Raw genomic sequence first — 20,272 nt, 5'->3', positions numbered from 1 at the left:
GCGGGCGCGGCGCCCGCCCATTCCCGTAAACCGCCCTGATCCTGAAGTGCGAGCGCAGCGAGCCTCGAGAGAGGCCCGCCTGGCGCCGGACATCTCGGGATGAGGTCGTTCAGGGGAAGCTGAGGCAGATGGAGGCGAACGCCGCCTCAGGGAATCAGTACGCTCGATCCCGTGGTCTTGCGCCCTTCCAGCTCGCGATGCGCCTCGGCGGCATCGGCGAGCTTGTAGCGCTGGTTGACCGGGATCTTCACCACACCCTTGAGCACGACGTCGAAGAGGTCGGCGGCGTTGGCCTCCAGCGCCTCGCGGGTCGCTACATGGGTGAACAGCGTCGGGCGGGTGGCGAAGAGCGAGCCCTTCTGCGACAGAGCGAGCAGCGAGAAGTTCTGGATGGACCCCGAGGCGTTGCCGAAACTCACGAACATGCCGCGCGGGCGCAGGCAATCCAGCGACGCCGGATAGGTCGCCTGCCCGACGCCGTCATAGACCACGTCGCACAGCCCGCCCTCGGTGATCTCCTTCACCCGCGCCGCGAAATCCTCCTTCGAATAGTCGATGGTGTAGGCGGCGCCCGCCTCCTTCGCGATCGCGCATTTCTCCGGCGAGCCGGCAGTGCCGATCACCGTTGCGCCGAGATAGCTCGCCCACTGGCAGAGGATCTGCCCGACGCCGCCGGCGGCCGCCTGCACCAGCACCACGTCGCCGGCCTTCACCGGGTAGGTCTGGCGCAGCAGGTAGCGCGCGGTCATGCCCTTCAGCATCATCGCCGCGGCGGTGGCGTCGTCGATGCCGTCGGGGAGCTTCACCAGATTGGCCGCCGGCATCACCCGCTCGGCGCAATAGGCGCCGAACGCGGTGCCGTAGGCGATGCGGTCGCCGCGCTTGAAGCGGGTGACGCCCTCGCCCACCGCCTCGATCACCCCGGCCGCCTCGTTGCCGGGCGTGAAGGGCAGTCCTCCGGGCGCCGGGTAGAGGCCGGTGCGGAAATAGGTGTCGATGAAATTCAGCCCGATGGCGGTGTGGCGTACCCTCACTTCGCCCGGCCCCGGCGCGCCGACCTCCACGTCCTCGACCTTGAGCACCTCGGGTCCGCCGACCTCGTGCACGCGCACCGCCAACACCATGGAACTCACTCCGGAAGAACAGAGGTCACGAAGCCCGGCGCCGCGACGGCACCAGCCCGAACAGCAGGAAATACAGCCCGACGAGGCAGAGACCGACGCTGACGAAGGCCGGCGGCGCCAGCCGCTCGATCACCGCCGTCACCGCCAGCACAGCCCACAGCACCAGCAGCGCGATGGTCAGCAGCCGTCCCCGCACCACCCGGAACGGGTGCACGAACTTGATCGGCAGGAAAGTCGCCGCCGACAGGAAGGCGATGAGGGCGGCGATGACGTAGGCGTTCATCGGCAGCAGGAAGAAATAGAACACCACCAGGTTCCACACCGCCGGGAAGCCCTGGAAATACTTGTCCTCGGTCTTCATGTTGGTATCGGCGAAATAGAGCGCGCTGGTGAGCAGGATCGCCGCGCTGGCCGGCACGGCGAGCCAGGTCGGCATCAGCCCGCCGGTCGCCACCGCGAAGGCCGGCACCAGCACATAGGTGAGGTAGTCGACCACGAGGTCGAGCGTCTCGCCCGACCAGCGCGGCAGCACCTCCACCACCCGCACCTTGCGGGCGATCGAGCCGTCGATGCCGTCGACGAACAGGGCGGCGCCCAGCCAGGCGAACATCAGCGCCCAGTTGCCCTCGACGGCGGCGATCAGGGCCAGCAGGCCGAGCACCGCGCCGGTGGCGGTGAAGACATGAACCGCGAAGGCCAGCGTCTGCTGACGGGTCGGCCTTTCGGCAAAAGGTTTAGCGGACACCGCCACTGGTGATTCTCCCAAGGCCGCGACGCGAGACCGGCCGGCATGTTCTTCGTCGACGTCGCGCATATATCACGCCCGTACCGATCCGCATGGACAGACCGAGTTGCCCTCGCTTATCCCACACTCATGCCCGGCCTTATAGCCCCGCACAACACAAGATGGAGGCCTCGATGGAGCCGCACCTCGCATCCGCGCCACGAAACCCAACGCCCGTCCCGGCCGAAGGTTCGCCCGTGGCGGTGGTCGGCGCCGGCGCCGCGGGGATGATCGCCGCCCTCGCCCTTGCCGGCGAGGGGCTCGACGTGACGCTGATCGGCCCGCCGCGCCGGCGCGACGCCCGCACCACGGCGCTGATGGACGGCTCGGTGCGCGCGCTGGATGCGCTCGGCGTCTGGCCGCGCCTTGTCGGCCCCGCGCAGAAGGTCTCGCCGCTGCGGGTCATGCGCCTCGTCGACGATACCCGCCGCCTGTGGCGCGCCCCGGAGGTGAGTTTCGAGGCGGGGGAACTCGGCCTGCCCGCCTTCGCCTGGAACGTCGAGAACGAGCCGTTGCTGGCGGCGCTGGAGGCGGGCGTCGCCGCCGCGCCGCGAATCACCCGCGTCGAGGCCAGCGTCACCGCGGTAGCGGACGCCGCCGCCGCGGCGACGCTCGCCCTCGATGACGGCCGCACGCTGGTCGCCTCCCTGGTGGTCGCCGCCGACGGGCGCGACTCGCCCTGCCGCGCCGCCGCCGGCATCGGCCTGCGCGCGCGGGATTATCCGCAGGTCGCGGTGACGGCGACGCTGTCGCATGACCGCCCGCATCGCGACATCTCCACCGAGTTCCATACCCCGACCGGCCCGTTCACGCTGGTGCCGCTGCCCGGCAACCGCACCAGCATCGTCTGCGTCGTCGCGCCGAAGGATGCCGAGGCGCTGATGGCGCTCGACGAGGCCGGCTTCTCGCGCGAAATGGAGCGCCGCGCGCATTCCCTGCTCGGCAAGATGCGGCTCGACGGTCCGCGCGGCGCCTTCCCGCTCGGCGCCCGCACCGCGGAGCATTTTGCCCGCGGCCGCATCTTCCTTCTCGGCGAAGCCGCGCACATCATCCCGCCCATCGGCGCGCAGGGGCTGAACCTCGGCATCCGCGACGCCGCCACCCTCGCCGAGCTCGCCGGCGGCGCCCGCCGCACCGGTCACGATATCGCCGGCGCCGAGGTTGCCGCCGCCTATGGGCGTCGCCGCGCGGCGGATGTGGAAAGCCGCAGCCTCGCCGTCGACCTGTTCAACCGCTCGCTGCTCACCGATTTCCTGCCGGTCCAGGGCGTGCGCGGGCTGGGACTGTGGGCGCTCGGCCGGTCGGCGACGCTGCGGCGCCTCGTCATGCGCGAGGGCGTCGGGCCCAGCCGCGACGTGCCGCCGCTGATGCGTGCGCCGGCCTCTAGCCTGACACCGCACACGAACATCGTCGCCTAACGCGCGGATTTATCAGTTGAACGCGTGCGGCAGCATGTCGTGCTGCACCGCATAGAGCAGGGCAGTGACGGTCGCCACCGAGACCACGGTGCCGATGAGCACGCCGCCGGAAGCGCCTTCGACATAGGTCTCGTACTGCTTGGCCATGATGAAGGCGTTGAGCGCCGGCGGCAGCCCGGCCATCAGCACCGCGGTGGCCACCCATACCGGGGAGAAGCCGCCCACCAGCATCAGCACGGTGAACACCAGCAGCGGATGGACCAACAGTTTGATGGCGATGAGGAACGGCACCTCGCCGGAGACCTTGCCCATCGGGCGCAGGGCCACCGAGACGCCGAGGGTGAACAGCGCGCAAGGCGCCGCCGCGTTCTTCAGGAATTCCAGCATGCGGTCGATCGCCGCCGGCGGGTGGAACTCGATGGCGGCGGAAAGCACGCCGAGAAAGGTCGCGACGTTGAAGGGATGCGTCACCACCCGTCGCACCACATACCAGAGCGTCGCGCCCAGCGAGCGCTTGTCGCGCCCGCCCAGCGCCATCAGCAGCGGCACCACGGTGAAGAAGAACAGGCTGTCGAACACGAAGATCAGCGCGGTCGGCACCGAGGCGGCCGCCCCCAGGGCGCCGAGCGTCAGCCCCGGTCCCATATAGCCGACATTGGAATAGGAGCCGACGATGGCGGAGATCGTCGCTTCCGGCAGGTTGCGGCGCAGCCAGAGCCCGACGGCGAGCGACAGCGCGAAGCAGGTCGCGGTCGACAGCGTCGTCACCAGAATGAAGCGGCCATTGGCCAGTTCGTGGAACGGCGTGCGCGCCACCAGCGAGTAGAACAGCGCCGGCAGCGCCACATAGATGATGAAGAAGCTCAGCCAGGCGAGCCCGCTCTCCGGGATGCGCGCGATCTTGCCGCATCCAAGGCCGAGGAAGATCACTCCGAAGAAGGGAAGCGCAAGCGCGAGGACGTCGGCCATGCGCGTTGGCTATCGGCTCGCTGCGGCGCGGTCAATCGCCACAAAGTCCGGCACGCGGGTTGCTTGCTCTTTCGTAGCACTACCGCGCCTAAGTTAGCATCCTCGGCCGCGGCACGAGTACTGCTAAAGTTGACATCATCGCACCCGGCGCTTAGGGCTCACCCGCGCGGAAAGGCGAACGATATGGATATGAAGGAACGCAGCGCCAAATACCGCATCGGCCAGGTGGTACGCCACCGCCACTTCCCGTTTCGCGGCGTGGTGTTCGATGTGGACCCGGAATTCGCCAACACCGACGAGTGGTGGGAATCGATCCCCGAGCACATGCGCCCGTCCAAGGACCAGCCGTTCTACCATCTGCTGGCCGAGAACGCCGACACCGAATATGTCGCCTATGTCTCCGAGCAGAATCTCGAGCCCGACACCTCCGGCGAGCCGGTGCGCCATCCCCAGGTCGAGGAAATGCTAGCCGCCGACGGCGATGGCGGCTGGCGGGTGAAGAGCGACCGGCTGCAATAGCCGCCATCTCTCCCAGGCGTCGCCTCGCCCGAGGATGCGCTCGCCATGAAAAATGCCCGGTCCTCGCGAGAGGCCGGGCATTTTCGTTGGCGTCGCGTCTTCCGGCGGGCGGAAGCGCCGGCGTCACTGCGCCGGCTGGGCGCCCTTCAGCTTCTCGGCGCCGAGCTTTTCCAGGCCCTGCTTGGTGGCCTGCTCGCGCGCATCGGCCTGGGCCTTCAGCTGCTCCTGCCGGGCCTTCACCTGATCCTGGATCTTCTTGACCTGCTCTTCGAAGGCCTTCGGATCGGTGTCGGCGCCGTCATAGACCTTGGCGAAGTCGCCGAGGCCGATCGGGTAGTTGATCAGCCGGCCGACCGCATTGGCGGCCTGGATGGTCAGGCCCGGGGCCTTCTTCATGCGGGCGATGAACTCGTCGTCGACCTGCAGGTCGCCGCGGCAGGTGCGCTCGTCGCACATGATGTAGGTGCCGAGGATCGGCTGCTCATTGGCCAGCGCCACGCGGAAGCCCTGGCGCAGCAGCACGCCGGTCGGGAACGAGACGGTGAAGAACTTCTTCGGGTCGTCCTTCACTTCGAAGATGCCGAAGCGGACCAGGAACTGCCCGGTGTCGGTGATGATGCTCTGCTCGTAGTTGCAGACCTTCTTGTTGATCTGCGGATTGTCCTCGCAGCGCTTCACCCACGGGATCGGGATGGCGGGGATCTGCGGGGCAGCCTGCTGCTGCGGCGCCGCCGCCTGGGCGTTGTTGGCCGGAGCGGCAGGCTTGGCCGCCGGCTTCTGCTGCGTCTGGGCCAAGGCCGGGCCGGCGCCGGCAAGAGCGAGCAGCAGGGCAGCTCCGGCGACCTTGCGCGCGAGGCGCGACTGCGGCGCGGGAAACGAGCGTCTGATCATATCAAGTTCCTGTCGTGCGAACCGCGGCGAAGCTACGGCAGCTGGGCTACGGCGACGGACGCCTTGGCGCCTCTGGGAAGACGAGGCTGTCTCCCGTTCAAATGCGGCAAGACAGTGGCTCATGGCGCGGCCGGCGTCCATTCTGTTATCAGTGGCGCGACCAATCCGGAGCGAATCCGTCGCAAGGAAACAGCAAGCGTGACCGATATCACCCGTCGCGCCGTCCTGCGCAACGGCCTCGTGGCCGCAAAAGGCGCCGTCTGGACAGCCGCCTGCCTGCCGCTCATTGTGACCCGCGGGCATGCCGAAACCGTGGCAGCCGCCGCCGCTTCGGCGAAAACCGCCGCGCGCCATGGCCTCGCCATGCATGGCGGCCCGCTCTATCCCGCTGATTTTGCTCACTATTCCAGCGTGAACCCGGCCGCGCCGCGTGGCGGACGGCTGGTGCAGGGTGCGGTCGGCGCCTTCGACAGCCTCAATCCTTTCATCGTGCGCGGCTCGCCGGCGCCGTTCGTGCGCTGGAACCTCGTCGAGAGCCTGATGGCGCGCTCCCCCGACGAGGCCTTCACCGTCTACGGCCTGCTCGCCCGCGCGATCGAGACCGACGACTCCCGCGCCTTCGTCGCCTTCGAGATCGACGAGCGCGCCCGATTCGCCGATGGCGTGCCCGTCACCGCCGCCGACGTGCTGTTCTCCTTCGAGCTGCTGAGGACCCGCGGCCGGCCGAACATGCGCAGCTTTTACGGCAAGGTCGCCAAAGCCGAGGCCACCGGCGAGCGCTCGGTCCGCTTCGACTTCGCCGGCGCCGACCGCGAATTGCCGCTGATCCTCGGGCTGATGCCGATCCTCGCCCGCCACGCCACCGATCCCGCCACCTTCGAGCAGACCAGCTTCAAGGCGCCGTTGGGCTCCGGCCCCTACGAGGTCGCCGCCGTGCGCCCGGGCGAGAGCGTCACCTTGCGCCGGCGCGCCGACTATTGGGGCGACGCGCTGCCGGTCAATCGCGGGCTCTATAATTTCGACGAACTCCGCTACGATTATTACCGCGAGGTCAACGGCCTGTTCGAAGCCTTCAAACGCGGCCTCACCGATATCCGCTTCGAGACCGATCCCGGCCGATGGAGTACGGGCTACGACATCCCGGCGGTGCGCGACGGGCGCATCCTGCGCGAGGACATCGCCACCCGCGTCCCCAAGCCCTATTCGGCGCTGATCTTCAATATGCGCCGCAAGCCCTTCGACGATGTCCGCATCCGCGCCGGCATGGCCGAGCTGTTCGATGCCGAATGGGCGAACGCCAATCTCTATTTCGGGCTGTACCGGCGCTGCGGCAGCTTCTTCGACGGCTCCGAGCTTTCCGCCCGCGGCCGCCCGGCCGAAGCCGCCGAGCGGGCGCTGCTGGCCCCTTATCCCGACGCGGTGTTGCCCGAGGTGATGGACGGCTCCTGGCAGCCGCCCGCCTCCGACGGCACCGGCCGCGACCGCGCCGGCCTCAGAAGGGCGCTGGAGCATTTCGAGGCCGCCGGCTACGGGCTCAGGGCCGGCCGGCTGGTCTCCCGCGCCGATGGCCGCCCGCTCGCCCCCGAGGTGCTGGTCGGTACCTATGATCAGGAGCGGCTGTCTCTTGCTTGGCAGCGCATGCTGAAGCGGGCCGGCATCGAGCTGTCGATCCGCCTCGTCGACGGCGCCCAGTTCGAGGCGCGCAAGATGAACTACGATTACGACATCGTGCCTTATATCTGGGATCAGTCGTTGTCGCCGGGCAACGAGCAGAGCTTCTATTTCGGCTCGGCCGCCGCCGACACGCCGGGCACCCGCAATTTCATGGGGCTGAGGAGCGCGGCGGCGGATGCGATGATCGAGGCGCTGCTCGCCGCCCGCTCGCGTGAAGAGTTCGTCACCGCCGTGCGGGCGCTCGACCGGGTGCTGATCTCGGCCCGCTTCTCGCTGCCCCTGTTCCACACGCCGGGCGAATGGCTGGCACGCTGGCGCGATATCGAGCGGCCGGCGACGCTGTCGCTGCGCGGCACGCTGGCCGAAACCTGGTGGCAGGGCGAACGCAAGCGCTGACGAGCCGCGTGCCGCGTGCGCGAGGGGTGCGGAGGCCACACCCGGAGATTTCCTTAACCTAGCGACGCCCGGACACTGGACATAGCCGGCGGAAACGGCTCCTTAGGGGCCGGGCGGCGCGAAGATTGGCTGTCTTTCGGAGTTCGACCATATGCGTTACGCCGCGTTTATCGCCGCCGGTCTTGCCGTTGCGGTCTTTGCTGCGGGTCCGGCAACGGCCCAGCAGTCCATCACCGTCCATCCCCAGGCGCAGCCGGGCGGCATGGGCGAGGAAATCGTCATCCCGCCGCTGAACAATCCGAATTATCTCGATCCCGGCCCGATGCCGGATCGGCCCGGTTCGGACAAGTCGATGGACTACATGAACCAGGCCGGCGGCAATGAGCTGGGCGGCGTGGGCGTCGGCATCGGCAACGACGTGGACGCCGACGATCTGCCCGATGGCGACGGCGCCTACGATTCCGATCCGTAGCAGACGGGAGACTTCCGCTCCACCTTTGCTGCGCCGCCCTGGACGGCAGAAGGACATTCGGGATGGCGCGGATCGCGAGCATCCGCCCAATCGGCAGACACCCCCCCGAGCCCCGGCGCTCACGCCGCCTTGGCGGTGTTACCGGCGATCTTCGCCAGCTCCTTCAGGATGGCCCCGACGCCCTTCAGCCGCGCATTGGCTTCCGGCCAGTCGTCGGAGAACACCACTTTCAGGTCCGGCCGCACCTTGGCGATCACGTGCGGCTTGCCAAGATAGGCCACCAGCCCCGCCGGGTTGGGGAACTGGTTGTCGCGGAAGGTCAGCACCGCCCCGCGCGGGCCGGCATCGACCTTCTCGACATTGGCGCGCCGGCACATGGCCTTGATCGCCACCAGCTTGAGGAACTGCTTCACCTCCTCCGGCGCCGGGCCGAAGCGGTCGACCAGCTCGGCGCCGACGCCCTCGATCTCCTCCTCGGTCTCGAGGTCGGCGAGCCGGCGATAGAGGTTCAGCCGCACATGCAGGTCGGCGACATAGTCCTCCGGGATCAGCACCGGCGCGCCGATGGAAATCTGCGGCGACCACTTCTCCGCCACCGGCGCGGTGATGCCGGCCTTCAGATGTGCGATCGCCTCCTCCAGCATCTCCTGGTAGAGCTCGTAGCCGACCTCCTTGATATGGCCGGACTGCTCGTCGCCAAGGAGGTTGCCGGCGCCGCGTATGTCGAGGTCGTGGCTGGCGAGCTGGAAGCCGGCGCCCAGCGTGTCCAGCGATTGCAGCACCTTGAGCCGCTTCTCCGCCTGCTGGGTGATCTGCTTTTCCGCCGGCAGGGTGAAGATGGCATAGGCGCGGGTCTTCGAACGCCCCACCCGCCCGCGCAGCTGGTAGAGCTGGGCGAGGCCGAACATGTCGGAGCGGTGGATCACCAGCGTGTTGGCGTTGGGCACGTCGAGCCCGGATTCCACGATGGTGGTGGAGAGCAGCACGTCGAACTGCCCGTCATAGAAGGCGGACATGATCTCCTCCAGCTGCGTCGCCGCCATCTGGCCGTGCGCGACGGTGACCTTCACCTCCGGCACGTTCTGGTCGAGGAACGCCTTCACCTCGCCGAGATCCTCGATGCGCGGGCACACATAGAAGCTCTGGCCGCCGCGATAGCGCTCGCGCAGCAAGGCCTCGCGCACGATCAGCGGGTCGAATGGCGTGACGAAGCTGCGCACCGCCAGCCGGTCGACCGGCGGCGAGGCGATGATGGAGAGCTCGCGCACCCCGGTCATGGCGAGTTGCAGCGTGCGCGGGATCGGCGTCGCGGTCAGCGTCAGCACATGCACCTCGGCGCGTAGCTGCTTCAGCTTCTCCTTGTGGCCGACGCCGAAATGCTGCTCCTCGTCGACGATGACGAGGCCGAGATCCTTGAAATGGATGGTCTTGCCGAGCAGCGCATGGGTGCCGACCACGATGTCGACCGTGCCGTCGGCGAGGCCCTTCTTGGTCTCGCTGAGTTCCTTGCCCGGCACGAGGCGCGAGGCCTGCCGCACCACCACCGGCAGCCCCTTGAAGCGGTCGGAAAAGGTCTTGAAGTGCTGGCGGGCCAGCAGCGTGGTCGGCACCACCACCGCCACCTGCTTGCCGTTCAGCGCCACCGCGAAGGCGGCGCGCAACGCCACCTCGGTCTTGCCGAAGCCGACATCGCCGCAGACCAGCCGGTCCATCGGGTGACCGGAGCCGAGATCGTCGAACACCGCTTCGATGGAGGCTTCCTGGTCCTCGGTCTCCTCATAGGGGAAGCGGGCGCGGAACTCGTCATAGAGCCCCTCCGCCGGCACGAGGCGCGGCGCCTCCTTGAGCTGGCGCTCGGCCGCCACCTTGATCAATTCGGCCGCCATCTCGCGGATGCGCGAGCGCATCTTCGCCTTGCGCGCCTGCCAGCCGCCGCCGCCCAGCCGGTCGAGCTGCGCCTCGGTGTCCTCCGAGCCGTAGCGCGACAGCAGGTCGAGATTCTCCACCGGCAGGAACAGCTTGGAGCCTTCCGCATAATGGATCTCGAGACAGTCGTGCGGCGCCCCGGCCACCTCGATGGTCTGCAGCCCGACGAAGCGCCCGATGCCGTGATCGACATGCACCACGAGGTCGCCCGCGGTCAGCGCCGACAATTCGGAAATCACGTCCTGCGGCCGGCGCGCCCGGCGCTTGGGGCGCACCAGGCGGTCGCCGAGAATGTCCTGCTCGCCGATCACCGCCAGCGCGTCGGTCTCGAAGCCGCTCTCGATGCCGAGCACCGAGAAGCCGATGGCACCCTTGGGCAGCTTCTCGGCGGCATCGCGGCTGCCAATACGTTGGCCGCCCTTGAGCCCATGGTCGCCGAGCACGGTGGTAAGGCGGTCGAGCGAGCCTTCCGACCAGGCGGTGACCACGGTGCGCTTCCTGCCCGAAAGCTCGCGCAGATAGCCGACCGCCGCCTCGAAGAGGTTGGCTTCCGGGTCGGCGCGCTCGGGGGCGAAGGAGCGTGCCGGGCGCCCGTCGAGGTCGATCACCTGCTTCGAGGGCGGCACGGCGAACGCCGTCAGCGCCACCGCCGGCGCCGCCTCGCGCCGCTTCGCCCATTCGGCTTCGGTGAGATAGAGCGCCTCCGGCGGCAGCGGCTTGTAGGGCGCCCCGCCGCCCAGCATGCCCTGCCCCGGATGCGAACCCTGAAGATCCTGGGACTCCCGCCGCGCGTCGTAATAGTCGCGGATCTGGCGGAAGCGCTCGCCGGCCGCCTCGCTGCCCTGCGCCTCCATCACGATCGGGCTGTCGCCCGTGTAGTCGAACAGCGTGTCGAGCCCGTCATGGAACAGCGGCAGCCAGTGCTCCATGCCCGGATAGCGCCGGCCCTCGCTCACCGCCTCATAGAGCAGGTCGCCGCGCTGGGCGGCGCCGAACTGCGCGACATAGGCCATGCGGAAGCGCCGCATCGTTTCGGTGGTGAGCTGCAATTCGCTCATCGGCACCAGGTCGAGCGCACGCATCTGCGCCGCGGTGCGCTGGGTCTCGGGATCGAAGGAGCGGATGGATTCCAGCGTGTCGCCGAAGAAATCGAGCCGCACCGGCAGCGGCAGGCCGGGCGGGAACAGGTCGACGATGCCGCCGCGCACCGCATATTCGCCGGTATCGCGCACCGTGGGCGTGCGGATGAAGCCGTTCACCTCCGCCCAGCCCGTCACCTCGTCGAGGGAGAGCGCATTGCCCGGCGCCGCCGAGAAGGAATGCGTGCCGATCAGCGCCCGCTTCGGCACCCGCTGCAGCGCAGCGTCCACCGTGGTCAGCACCACCGAGCCGCCCTCGCGTCCCTTCACCCGCGCGAGGCGGGCGAGCGTGGTCATCCGCCGGGCGACGATGTCGGTATGCGGCGAGGCGCGGTCATAGGGCAGGCAGTCCCAGCCGGGGAGCGGCAGCCGCTCGACCTCGGGGGCGAAGAAGGCCAGCGTCCGCTCCAGCTCGGCCATGCGCTCGGCATCGCGGCAGATCACGGTGAGCGTCGGCCAGGCGGCGTCGTCCTTGGCGGCGAGCGCGCGGGCGAGGTCGCCGATGACGAGGCCCTCCATGCCGGCGGGCACATTGGCAAGGGTCACCGTCCGGCCGGGAGCGAGATGTTCGATGAGGCCACGGGCGATCGGGGCGGAATGGGCTTTGGTCATATTTCGGGAAGGCCTTCCCCGGAGAGGTGGAAGCGGCAGAAGCGCTGGAACATCGGCGTGTCGAACGGCGGCGGCGCGGCGCGGGCATTGACCCAGGCCAGCAGGTCGGGATCCTCGATCTCGATCAGGATTTCGAAAGCATCGACCTCTTCTTCGCTCATTTCGGGCAGCAGGGCGTCGGCGAAGCGGCCCATCAGCAGGTCCATCTCGCGCGTGCCGCGATGCCAGGCGCGAAAGAGAAGCCGCCGTCGGCGAGGGTCGAGCCCCGCGCTCGACCGCGTGGTTCCGGTCATCGAATGCGCCTCGTTGGGGTCGCCCTGCGCGACCCGAAAGGAAAGCGCACCTCTTAGCGCGCCGCCGTCCCGCTGTCAGGTAGGCAATGGGAGGGGTTTCGGGAAGAGGCGCTCCCTGCGTCGCGCCTGCCGGCGCACGAAATTTCCCGGATGGGGCGAGGCGGGTCACGGAAACCGCCCGCGGCACGGCCCGGGCGATCGCCGGCGCACCGGAAGGTTCTCGCCGGCCGCGCCCGGATGGGGAGAGCCCGGCCTCGCGGATTGCACGCGGCACGGGCTTCGTCCACATTCGCCGCGCCATGCGCCCCGACGTCCTGAACGCCTATTTCGCCGCCCTCACCGACCTTCCGGGCATTGGGCCGAAGCTCGCCCGCCCGTTCGGCCGGCTGCTCGGCAGGCCGGAAGGCGCGCGGGTGCTCGACCTGCTGCTGCACCTGCCCTCCTCCACCCTCGACCGCCGGGCTCGTCCGACCGTGGCCCAGCTGGTGCCCGGCGAGATCGGCACCGTCCGCGTCCATGTCGACCGCCACCAGCCGACACCGCCCGGCTCGCGCGCGCCCTACCGGGTCTACGCCCATGACGACACCGGCGACATGGTGCTGGTGTTCTTCGCCGCCGATCGCGGCCGCATGGAGCACATGCTGCCGGTCGGCGAGGACCGCTGGGTTTCCGGCACCGTGCAGCTCTATGACGGCATCCCGCAGATCGTGCATCCCGATCGTGTACTCGACGATGCCGGGATCGCCCGCCTGCCACCTGTCGAGCCGGTCTATCCGCTGGTGGAGGGCCTCGGGCAGGGGCACCTCCGCCGTGCCATTGCCGCCGCCATCCAGCGCACCGGCCCCGAACATGCGCCCCTGCTGCCCGACTGGGGCTCCCTGCCCGGCGGGCCGGCGTTCCACGCCGCGCTCGCGAAGGTACACCAGCCGCAGGACACTGCCGACGCCACGCCCGCCGGCGCGGGCTGGCGCCGCCTTGCCTATGACGAGCTGCTCGCCGGCCAGCTCGCGCTCGCCCTGGTGCGGGCCCGCACGGTGCGCAAGACCGGCCGGCCGGTAGTCGGCACCGGCACCCTCGCCGCCAAGATCCTCGCTGCCCTGCCCTTCACCCTCACCGGCTCGCAGGAGACGGCGCTCGCCGCGATCCGCGCCGATCTCGGCTCGGGCAACCGCATGCTGCGGCTGCTGCAAGGCGATGTCGGCTCCGGCAAGACCGTCGTCGCCCTGCTCGCCGCCGCCACCGTCATCGAGGCCGGTCATCAGGCGGCGATCATGGCGCCGACCGAAATCCTCGCCCGCCAGCACCTGAAGACCGTCGCCCCGCTTGCCGAGGCCGCCGGCATCCGCGTCGCCCTGCTCACCGGCCGCGAGAAGGGCAAGGCGCGGGAGACGATCCGCAGCACCCTCGCCGCCGGCGAGATCGACCTGGTCATCGGCACCCACGCGCTGTTCCAGGAGGGTGTCGGCTTCGCCGACCTCGCCCTCGCGGTGGTCGACGAGCAGCACCGCTTCGGCGTCCACCAGCGCCTCGCCCTCGCGTCCAAGGGCGAGGCGGTCGACGTGCTGGTGATGACCGCCACCCCGATCCCGCGCACGCTGGTGCTCACCTATTTCGGCGACATGGATTCGTCGGAGCTGCGCGAGAAGCCGAAGGGCCGCAAGCCGATCGATACCCGCATGGTGGCGATGGACCGGCTCGACGAGGTGATCGCCCGCCTCGGCCATGCGCTGGAGGAAGACCGCCGCGTCTACTGGATCTGCCCGCTGGTGGAGGAATCGGAAACTTCCGACCTCGCCGCCGCCGAGGAACGCTTCGCCGACCTCAGGCAGCATTTCGGCGCCGCGGTCGGCCTCGTGCACGGCAAGATGAAGGGCGCGGAGAAGGACGCCGCCATGGGCGCCTTCGCGCGCGGCGACACCCGCATCCTCGTCGCCACCACCGTGGTTGAGGTCGGCGTCGACGTGCCGGAGGCGAGCATCATCGTCATCGAGCACGCCGAGCGCTTCGGCCTCGCCCAGCTGCACCAGCTGCGCGGGCGGGTCGGGCGCGGCGACGTCGCCTCGATCTGCCTGCTGGTCTACCGCCGTCCGCTCGGCGAGATCGCCCGCGCCCGGCTGGAAGCGCTGCGCGAATCCGATGACGGCTTCTATCTCGCCGAGAAGGATCTCGAGCTGCGCGGCGAAGGCGATCTGCTGGGCACCCGCCAGAGCGGCCTGCCCGGCTTTCGCGTCGCCCGGCTGGAGGTGCATGGCGACCTGCTCGAGCGCGCCCGCTCGGAGGCGCGCACCCTCGTCGCCGCCGATCCCAATCTCGACGGCGAGCGTGGCCGTGCCCTGCGCCTGCTGCTGCACATTTTCGAGCGCGATGTCGCGGTAAGGCTGCTCGACGCCGGATAAGCCGCTATGCTGCCCTTGCGAACACACCGCGCGGGCCGGTCAGCTCGGGAGAGCCGGCCGCCCGCTCGCCCTCGACACAGCGCGCCGACCGACGGGAAGCACGGAGCGGCGGGCCAAGGCAGGACGTGGATACGCCCATGAATGCGTCCATGAGTGCGTCCATGAATGTAGCCGCCGCATGAGCGAGAAGAACCGCGCCCTCACCGCGGCCGCCGCGCCCTTGCGCTGGCTGCTGTTCGTCCTCGCCTGGGTCTGCGTCGGCCTCGGCATTGCCGGCATCGTGCTCCCGGTCCTGCCCGGCACGCCCTTCCTCATCCTCGCCGCCTGGCTGTTTACCCGCTCCTCGCCGCGTTTCGAGCGCTGGCTGCTGGCGCACCCGAAGCTCGGCCCGGCAGTGGTCGCCTGGCGCGCGCGCGGCGTGGTGCCGCGCTGGGCGCAGTTCGTCGCCACCGGATCGATGGCGGCGAGCTTCGCCCTCCTCTCCTTCACCGCGATTCCGACACTGGTGCTCGCCGGCATCGGCGCGACGATGCTCGCCGTCGCCGCCTATCTGCTGACGAGGCCGGCGGCGTGATCGGCAACCGCATACTCGGCGTTATCCTCGCCGGCGGGTTGTCGCGTCGCATGGGCGGCGGCGACAAGGCGCTGCTCCCGCTCGCCGGCCACCGCCTGCTCGACCGGGTGGTCGGGCGCCTCGCGCCACAGGTCGATGCCCTCCTCCTCAACGCCAATGGCGACCCGCAGCGTTTCGGCCTCGCTTTGCCGGTTGCGGCGGATCCGCTGCCGGATTTCCCCGGCCCGCTCGCCGGCCTGCTTGCCGGCTTCGAGCATGCGCGTACCCATGCGCCGTGGGCGCGACACATCCTCACCGTCTCCGCCGATTGCCCGCTGCTGCCGCCCGACCTCGCCGCCCGGCTGCTGGCGGAGAAAGGCGAAGCCGCCGCCGCCATCGCCGCCTCGGGCGGGCGCGACCATCCGGTGATCGGGCTGTGGGACGTCGCGCTGGCGCCGCTGCTGCGCACGCTGCTGCTGGATGAGGGCGAGCGCCGCATGCGCGCCTTCACCGCCCGCGCCGGCGCCGTCAGCGTCGACTGGCCGGTCGAGCCCTACGACCCGTTCCTCAACATCAATACTCCGGACGACCTTGCCGCCGCCGAGCGGCTGATCGCCGCCGCCGGCTGAACCCCGCTCAGCGGGTACGCCAGTCCACCAGCGTCACCGCCGCCGCATGCGCCTCGACGAAATCGGCGATGGCGTCGGTGGCGTCGAGATCGATCACCGGCAGATTCACGCCGGGCAGCGGCTCGTCCGAGGCGATGGCGGCGATGAACGGGTCCTCGGGATGCAGGAACGGCCGGTCCACTTCCGCGCGGTGGATCTCGATCTTCGGGTGCCGGTCGCGCTTGAAGCCTTCCACCAGCACGAGGTCGACCGGGGCGAGATGGGCGATCAGTTCCGGCAGCTCCGGCTCCGGCGCGCCGCGCAACTCGTGCATCAGCGCCCAGCGCACCGAGGAGGCGACCAGCACCTCGCTGGCGCCCACCACGCGATGCGTGTGCGAATCCTTTCCCGGCGTGTCGACGTCGAATTCGTGATGCGCGTGCTTGATGGTCGAGACCTTCAGCCCCCGTCCGACCAGCACCGGTATCAGTCGGGCGAGCAATGTCGTCTTGCCCGCGCCGCTCCAGCCGGCGAAACCCATCACGCGCATGATTTCCTCCGTTTCCCGGCCCTTCGGTCTTGCCGGGTTCGCGCCCCCGCCGTAAGCGAAGCCGCAGGAGTGACCTTGATGCCTGTCGATGCCGATCCCGGCAAGCCCGGTTCCGACGCAGCTGATTCCGACCCGCCCCGGCTCCTCGACCTGAAGGGGTTGAAATGCCCGCTGCCGGCGCTGCACACCCGCCGGGCGCTGGAGCGCGCCACGCGGGGTCAGCGTTTCGAGGTGGTGTGCACCGATCCGATGGCGGTGATCGACATCCCGCATCTGGTCGGCCAGCTCGGCGATATCGTGGAATCGAGCGAACGCCGCGCCGTCGAGCTGGTCTTCCGCATCCGCAAGGGCTGAGATTCAAAGGCTCGAGATTCAAAGGCCCGAGATTTCAGCCCGCATCGCGCCAGTCGAAGGGCAGCGGCGCCTCGCGGAAGGCGAAGCGGTCGAGATGGCGGGCGACGACGCCCTTCATCCGGTCCAGCGTCTCCGCGTCGACCGCCTCCAGCCGCACGCCGAGCCCCGCCGCATCGGCATGCAGGGTGGCGACGGTGTTTTCCGGCAGCACGATCCGTCCGTCCTCCGGGGTGAAGCTGACCTCGAATTTGTGCGCCCAATGCTTGCAGAGCTGCTGCAGATAGCGGCTGGCATGGGCGGTTGGCACGGTGGCGGAACTGATCGTCATGGCTTTCGGCTCACGTAAAAATTGAATGCAGCTGTCTAATACGCTGATTTAAATGAGCCAACGGCAAGGGCAGCCTTTCACCGGACCGTGACCCCGCCGGCTCGGGCGGCCGGCAAGCGGCGCGCCCACCGGCACGCCGCCCTTCGTGGCCGGTTCACGGCGTCGGCCGGAACACCCCGTTGGCATCGCGCTTCAGCGGCGCGGCCTGCGTCGGCAGCGGCGCGCCGGGCGCGTCCAGCACCGAGACTCCCTCCTTCCAGTCCGCCGGCGCGATGGCGATGTAGCGGGCATAGCCGCCCGAACCGCCGAGCGGCTTGGCGAAGCCGATGGTCACCAGCGCCCCGCTTTCCGGCACCTTGTCGAGATTGGCGACGCCCTCGGCCTGGGCGAAATTATTGTGCATCAGCCAGTGCTCGCCTTCCAGCGTCGGCGTGGTGTCGGTGTCGAGCGGCTCGTGGCCGTGGAACAGGATCTTGCGCTCGAGATGCAGGAATTTCAGCGCCGCCAGGCCGACGCCCGGAAACGGCTTCTTGTTGAAGCGCTCGCGGTCCGCCCATTTCTTGTACCAGTCCGAACGCACGAACACGACCGCGCCTTCCGGGATGCGGCCGTGGGTCTTCTCCCACTGCTCGATGTCGGCCACCTGCAGATGGTAGCCCTCGTCCTTCGCCACCTTGCCGGAGATGTCGATCACCGCCAGCGGCCGGATGGCGAAGCTCGCCGGCAGGTCGGAGATGGTGGCGCCCTTCGGGTTCCAGTGCGAGGGCGGGTCGAGCTGGGTGCCGTACTGGTCGGTGGTCAGCTCATAGGCCGAGGCGACGAAGCCATGCTTGTCATAGGTGAATTCCTCCCCCTTCTTCACATAGCCTTCGATGTCCTGCCCGGCGACCGCCGGCTTGAACACCGCATTGCCGAAGCCCGGCCACACCGGCTGCACCGGCTCGAAGGCATGGGTGAGGTCGATATATTTCGCGCCCTTGAGCGACTGCTCGTAGAGCTTCCACAGCGGCGGCTCCTCGGCGCGGGCGGCGATGCTTGCGGTCAGCACGGCCAGCGCGGCCAATGCCGCGGTCTTCATGCACGTCATGTCCAGCCTCCAGCGGTCAGCGTCGATCGACGCGCCCAGCCTCCGGCCTTTTGCGGCGGCGCACAAGGCGTGCCGGCGCGCCGCAGGCCGTCCGCGAGGCACGTTGGCTGCGGCGCCGTGCCCAGGCGGTGTGTCCAAACATGACAGCCGGCGGGATCGGTCGCGATCCCGCCGGCTCGCATGGACAGGCGTCCTCAGGCGGCGCGAGCCACCCGCTTGGCCGCAGCCTTGGACCAGTAGCGCAGCGAACCGCTGTCGATGGTGAGGGTCACCGTCACCGGCCCGTTCAAACCGGCGAACAGCGAGGCCGGCAGCTCGGCCGCCGGCGAGGTCCAGCGGCGCTGACCGCCCTGGTGCCGATGCGCGGGGTGGAAGCCGGTGAGCGCGGCATGGTCGAGCGGGATATCGCGCACCGAGGCGCCGTCGCGCAGCTCGATGCCGGTGACGCCGACCCCGACCACGTCCAGGCTGCGCGTCGCGTTGTCGACGCCGTCACGCAGCACGCTGGTGCGCGAGACCAGCAGCAGTCCATCGGCCGGCGGCGTCTCCAGCGTGAAGCTGTAGCGCCCTTCGGACGAGACGTCCGGCCGGATCTCGGCACCGTCGCACAGCAGGCGCAGGCCGCTGTCGGCCTTGCGCGGCAGGCCGGTCAGGCTTTCCGCGCGGGCGAACAGGCGGCGGCGCAGCTTGTTCAGCCGCGGACCGTTGCGCAGCACCTCGAAGCCGCAATCGGCGCGCGCCTGCCGGGTGAGTTCCCGGCGCTCCTCCTGGAAGCCGGGGCGCAGCTGGGTGACGACCCGGCTCTCGCCGTCGAACATGGCGCGGTTGCCGGTGTCCAGATAGGATTCGGTCGGCGTGCCTTCGGCAAGGATGACGTCGAAGCGATCCAGCTCGATGTGGAAATACTCGATCTTGTCCATCGAGAAGTCCTGCACGATGGTCTTGCCGTTCACCAGCAGCACCGCCGGCACCAGGGCGCCGTCGAGATACATGTGGTGCTGCGGCGAGACCACCAGTTCGCGACGCGGCAGGCCCTTGCCGAGCGCGCCCTTGCGGATGCGGATCGGCATCGCCTCGATGCGCTTGGCTTCGGGAATGGCGCGGACGCGCAGCGTGCGATGACCGATCCACTTGACCGCGACGGCGCGGCCGTCATGGCTGAGCACGAGGTCGCCGGCCTTCAGGTCCTCGACCGCGGTCTCGCCTTCCGGCGTGGCGATCCTGGTGCCGCGCAGGAAGCAGGCATAGCCGACGGTGCCGGTCTCGGGATCGAAGATGAAGTCGTCGGGATTGAAGCTGCCGGACAGCTTCACCGAGGACAGGATCGCCGTGTACCACTCGCTCTGTACCTGCACCGCCTGAAGGGTGAAGGAGCCGTCGCCATTGTCGATGGTGCGGAATTCGGTGATGCCGTCGTCGCTGAAATGCAGCACGTCGCCGGCGGCGAAGCCCTGGATGTCGAGGTTGACGACATCGCCCGGCAGCCGCAGCGTGCCGGCAGCGGCGCCGGTGAAAATGACCTTCTGGCCGTCAATGCCGCCACCACCGCCCGCGGCGATGGAGAAATCCACCGTCGAAGCGCCGTCAATCTGGAACGTAACGTTCGAACCGCCGGTCCAACCCGTGTTGGTAAAGGTCGCCCCGCCCGTCACCTTGATCAGTGAATTGCTGCCGGGATCAAGATAAGCGGTCGATATCGAAGCGCCGTCAACGATCAGGCTCGAGCCGTTTCCCAGGAATATGCCTCCGTACGAGGCGTTGGTGTTGACGGTTGTCGTCGCGCCACTAGCTACATTAAGGTCAGCCATTTTCCTCACCAGCGTTTCTAGAGTTCGTCACCCACCCCGGTCTTAGAAGCCAGGGGAGACGGTCGCCGTCCAGATTGCGAAGAAACGCGGACAAAATGCGTTGGAAATGATTTTAAATTAAAATCATTTCCGTACGATTAACTCATGCCGCACTCAGGGGTTTCCGTGCCGGATTCGGGACGATGGGAGATGAGCCGGGTTGGCGATGGGCGACGATCAGATCGGCTGCGCCGCTGCCGGCCGGTCCGGCGGAAGCCGGCTCCCGCCGGACGACGCGCTTAGAGCGCCTAACAAAACCGTTTGTTAACCATGTCGGCTTGAGTTTGGCTTCATGGTGAAGAAGCTGCTTCCGGATGATTTGTGGGCGGAGA

The 20,272-nt window shown here is 68.9% G+C and carries 18 protein-coding genes; 8 read left to right on the top strand and 10 right to left on the bottom strand.

The features are described 5' to 3' along the window. Positions 1-146: 146 nt before the first annotated feature. Both J2X65_RS24630 and J2X65_RS24625 read right to left on the bottom strand, forming a co-directional pair. Positions 147-1,124 carry a quinone oxidoreductase gene (locus J2X65_RS24630; protein ID WP_310207375.1) on the bottom strand — a complete coding sequence of 326 codons (978 nt, stop codon included), beginning with the start codon at positions 1,122-1,124 and terminating at the stop codon, positions 147-149. A 25-nt stretch (positions 1,125-1,149) separates the two neighbouring features. After that, positions 1,150-1,875: a CDP-alcohol phosphatidyltransferase family protein gene (locus J2X65_RS24625; protein ID WP_310207373.1), complete on the bottom strand. Its 726-nt coding sequence runs from the start codon at positions 1,873-1,875 to the stop codon at positions 1,150-1,152. A gap of 230 nt (positions 1,876-2,105) precedes the next feature. Here J2X65_RS24625 and J2X65_RS24620 point away from each other — a divergent pair, with 230 nt between their 5' ends. After that, on the top strand, positions 2,106-3,326 hold the full coding sequence (locus J2X65_RS24620) for a UbiH/UbiF family hydroxylase (RefSeq protein ID WP_310207371.1): 1,221 nt from the start codon (positions 2,106-2,108) through the stop codon (positions 3,324-3,326). A gap of 12 nt (positions 3,327-3,338) precedes the next feature. Here J2X65_RS24620 and J2X65_RS24615 read toward each other — a convergent pair whose 3' ends face one another. Continuing rightward, on the bottom strand, positions 3,339-4,295 hold the full coding sequence (locus tag J2X65_RS24615) for an AEC family transporter (RefSeq protein WP_310207368.1): 957 nt from the start codon (positions 4,293-4,295) through the stop codon (positions 3,339-3,341). Positions 4,296-4,484: 189 nt separating this feature from the next. Here J2X65_RS24615 and hspQ point away from each other — a divergent pair, with 189 nt between their 5' ends. Further along, positions 4,485-4,814 carry a heat shock protein HspQ gene (hspQ, locus tag J2X65_RS24610; RefSeq protein ID WP_213358721.1) on the top strand — a complete coding sequence of 110 codons (330 nt, stop codon included), beginning with the start codon at positions 4,485-4,487 and terminating at the stop codon, positions 4,812-4,814. A 123-nt stretch (positions 4,815-4,937) separates the two neighbouring features. Here hspQ and J2X65_RS24605 read toward each other — a convergent pair whose 3' ends face one another. After that, positions 4,938-5,705 (bottom strand): invasion associated locus B family protein, encoded by a 768-nt coding sequence (locus tag J2X65_RS24605; protein WP_310207365.1) that lies wholly within the window; start codon positions 5,703-5,705, stop codon positions 4,938-4,940. 363 nt (positions 5,706-6,068) lie between these two features. Between J2X65_RS24605 and J2X65_RS24600 the strand changes: the two genes are divergently transcribed. Together J2X65_RS24600 and J2X65_RS24595 are read left to right on the top strand one after the other, a co-directional pair. Next, complete coding sequence (locus J2X65_RS24600) at positions 6,069-7,775, top strand: extracellular solute-binding protein (protein ID WP_404977795.1); 1,707 nt, start codon at positions 6,069-6,071, stop codon at positions 7,773-7,775. A gap of 151 nt (positions 7,776-7,926) precedes the next feature. Then, positions 7,927-8,247 (top strand): hypothetical protein, encoded by a 321-nt coding sequence (locus J2X65_RS24595; protein ID WP_310207357.1) that lies wholly within the window; start codon positions 7,927-7,929, stop codon positions 8,245-8,247. 119 nt (positions 8,248-8,366) lie between these two features. On the opposite strand, the gene mfd is transcribed toward J2X65_RS24595, so the two are convergent. Then, positions 8,367-11,924 carry a transcription-repair coupling factor gene (gene mfd / locus J2X65_RS24590; protein ID WP_310207354.1) on the bottom strand — a complete coding sequence of 1,186 codons (3,558 nt, stop codon included), beginning with the start codon at positions 11,922-11,924 and terminating at the stop codon, positions 8,367-8,369. After that, on the bottom strand, positions 11,921-12,217 hold the full coding sequence (locus tag J2X65_RS24585; RefSeq protein WP_310207351.1) for a succinate dehydrogenase assembly factor 2: 297 nt from the start codon (positions 12,215-12,217) through the stop codon (positions 11,921-11,923). The genes mfd and J2X65_RS24585 overlap by 4 nt, the downstream gene beginning before the upstream one ends. A gap of 299 nt (positions 12,218-12,516) precedes the next feature. On the opposite strand from J2X65_RS24585, the gene recG reads away from it, so the two are divergent. The 3 genes from recG to mobA all read left to right on the top strand — a co-directional run bounded on the left by recG (position 12,517) and on the right by mobA (position 15,795). Further along, positions 12,517-14,613 carry an ATP-dependent DNA helicase RecG gene (recG, locus tag J2X65_RS24580; RefSeq protein WP_310207348.1) on the top strand — a complete coding sequence of 699 codons (2,097 nt, stop codon included), beginning with the start codon at positions 12,517-12,519 and terminating at the stop codon, positions 14,611-14,613. Positions 14,614-14,791: 178 nt separating this feature from the next. Further along, a complete protein-coding gene (locus J2X65_RS24575) occupies positions 14,792-15,187 on the top strand; it encodes a YbaN family protein (protein WP_310207345.1) in 396 nt (131 codons plus the stop codon). Further along, the gene (gene mobA, locus J2X65_RS24570) at positions 15,184-15,795 is read left to right on the top strand and encodes a molybdenum cofactor guanylyltransferase MobA (protein ID WP_310207342.1); all 612 of its coding nucleotides are present in this window, start codon (positions 15,184-15,186) and stop codon (positions 15,793-15,795) included. The genes J2X65_RS24575 and mobA overlap by 4 nt, the downstream gene beginning before the upstream one ends. A gap of 7 nt (positions 15,796-15,802) precedes the next feature. Here the strand turns inward: mobA and mobB are convergent, their stop codons facing one another. Continuing rightward, positions 15,803-16,324, bottom strand: coding sequence for a molybdopterin-guanine dinucleotide biosynthesis protein B (mobB, locus tag J2X65_RS24565; RefSeq protein WP_310207339.1), 522 nt, complete (start codon positions 16,322-16,324; stop codon positions 15,803-15,805). Positions 16,325-16,402: 78 nt separating this feature from the next. Between mobB and J2X65_RS24560 the strand changes: the two genes are divergently transcribed. Beyond that, positions 16,403-16,678: a sulfurtransferase TusA family protein gene (locus J2X65_RS24560; RefSeq protein WP_310207335.1), complete on the top strand. Its 276-nt coding sequence runs from the start codon at positions 16,403-16,405 to the stop codon at positions 16,676-16,678. Positions 16,679-16,712: 34 nt separating this feature from the next. On the opposite strand, the gene J2X65_RS24555 is transcribed toward J2X65_RS24560, so the two are convergent. The 3 genes from J2X65_RS24555 to J2X65_RS24545 form a co-directional block, all read right to left on the bottom strand. Then, positions 16,713-17,006 carry a DUF2218 domain-containing protein gene (locus J2X65_RS24555; RefSeq protein WP_310207332.1) on the bottom strand — a complete coding sequence of 98 codons (294 nt, stop codon included), beginning with the start codon at positions 17,004-17,006 and terminating at the stop codon, positions 16,713-16,715. 154 nt (positions 17,007-17,160) lie between these two features. Further along, the gene (locus J2X65_RS24550) at positions 17,161-18,093 is read right to left on the bottom strand and encodes a cyclase family protein (protein ID WP_404977793.1); all 933 of its coding nucleotides are present in this window, start codon (positions 18,091-18,093) and stop codon (positions 17,161-17,163) included. A gap of 194 nt (positions 18,094-18,287) precedes the next feature. Continuing rightward, a complete protein-coding gene (locus J2X65_RS24545) occupies positions 18,288-19,901 on the bottom strand; it encodes a Hint domain-containing protein (RefSeq protein ID WP_310207329.1) in 1,614 nt (537 codons plus the stop codon). Between the last annotated feature and the right edge of the window lie 371 nt (positions 19,902-20,272).

The sequence above is a fragment of the Ancylobacter sp. 3268 genome, assembly GCF_031456575.1.
In the GTDB taxonomy this organism is placed as follows: domain Bacteria; phylum Pseudomonadota; class Alphaproteobacteria; order Rhizobiales; family Xanthobacteraceae; genus Ancylobacter.
The sequence above is the reverse complement of the archived record's forward strand: the minus strand, read 5'-3'. Positions and strand labels throughout refer to the sequence as shown.

Coding starts and splice junctions, on each gene's coding strand:
- mobB (WP_310207339.1), bottom strand. CDS start 16,324: ATGCGCGTGATGGGTTTCGCCGGCTGGAGCGGCGCGGGCAAGACGACA.
- J2X65_RS24545 (WP_310207329.1), bottom strand. CDS start 19,901: ATGGCTGACCTTAATGTAGCTAGTGGCGCGACGACAACCGTCAACACC.
- J2X65_RS24550 (WP_404977793.1), bottom strand. CDS start 18,093: ATGACGTGCATGAAGACCGCGGCATTGGCCGCGCTGGCCGTGCTGACC.
- J2X65_RS24575 (WP_310207345.1), top strand. CDS start 14,792: ATGAGCGAGAAGAACCGCGCCCTCACCGCGGCCGCCGCGCCCTTGCGC.
- J2X65_RS24600 (WP_404977795.1), top strand. CDS start 6,069: ATGCATGGCGGCCCGCTCTATCCCGCTGATTTTGCTCACTATTCCAGC.
- recG (WP_310207348.1), top strand. CDS start 12,517: ATGCGCCCCGACGTCCTGAACGCCTATTTCGCCGCCCTCACCGACCTT.
- J2X65_RS24605 (WP_310207365.1), bottom strand. CDS start 5,705: ATGATCAGACGCTCGTTTCCCGCGCCGCAGTCGCGCCTCGCGCGCAAG.
- hspQ (WP_213358721.1), top strand. CDS start 4,485: ATGAAGGAACGCAGCGCCAAATACCGCATCGGCCAGGTGGTACGCCAC.
- mfd (WP_310207354.1), bottom strand. CDS start 11,924: ATGACCAAAGCCCATTCCGCCCCGATCGCCCGTGGCCTCATCGAACAT.
- J2X65_RS24615 (WP_310207368.1), bottom strand. CDS start 4,295: ATGGCCGACGTCCTCGCGCTTGCGCTTCCCTTCTTCGGAGTGATCTTC.
- J2X65_RS24555 (WP_310207332.1), bottom strand. CDS start 17,006: ATGACGATCAGTTCCGCCACCGTGCCAACCGCCCATGCCAGCCGCTAT.
- J2X65_RS24630 (WP_310207375.1), bottom strand. CDS start 1,124: ATGGTGTTGGCGGTGCGCGTGCACGAGGTCGGCGGACCCGAGGTGCTC.
- J2X65_RS24560 (WP_310207335.1), top strand. CDS start 16,403: ATGCCTGTCGATGCCGATCCCGGCAAGCCCGGTTCCGACGCAGCTGAT.
- J2X65_RS24585 (WP_310207351.1), bottom strand. CDS start 12,217: ATGACCGGAACCACGCGGTCGAGCGCGGGGCTCGACCCTCGCCGACGG.
- J2X65_RS24595 (WP_310207357.1), top strand. CDS start 7,927: ATGCGTTACGCCGCGTTTATCGCCGCCGGTCTTGCCGTTGCGGTCTTT.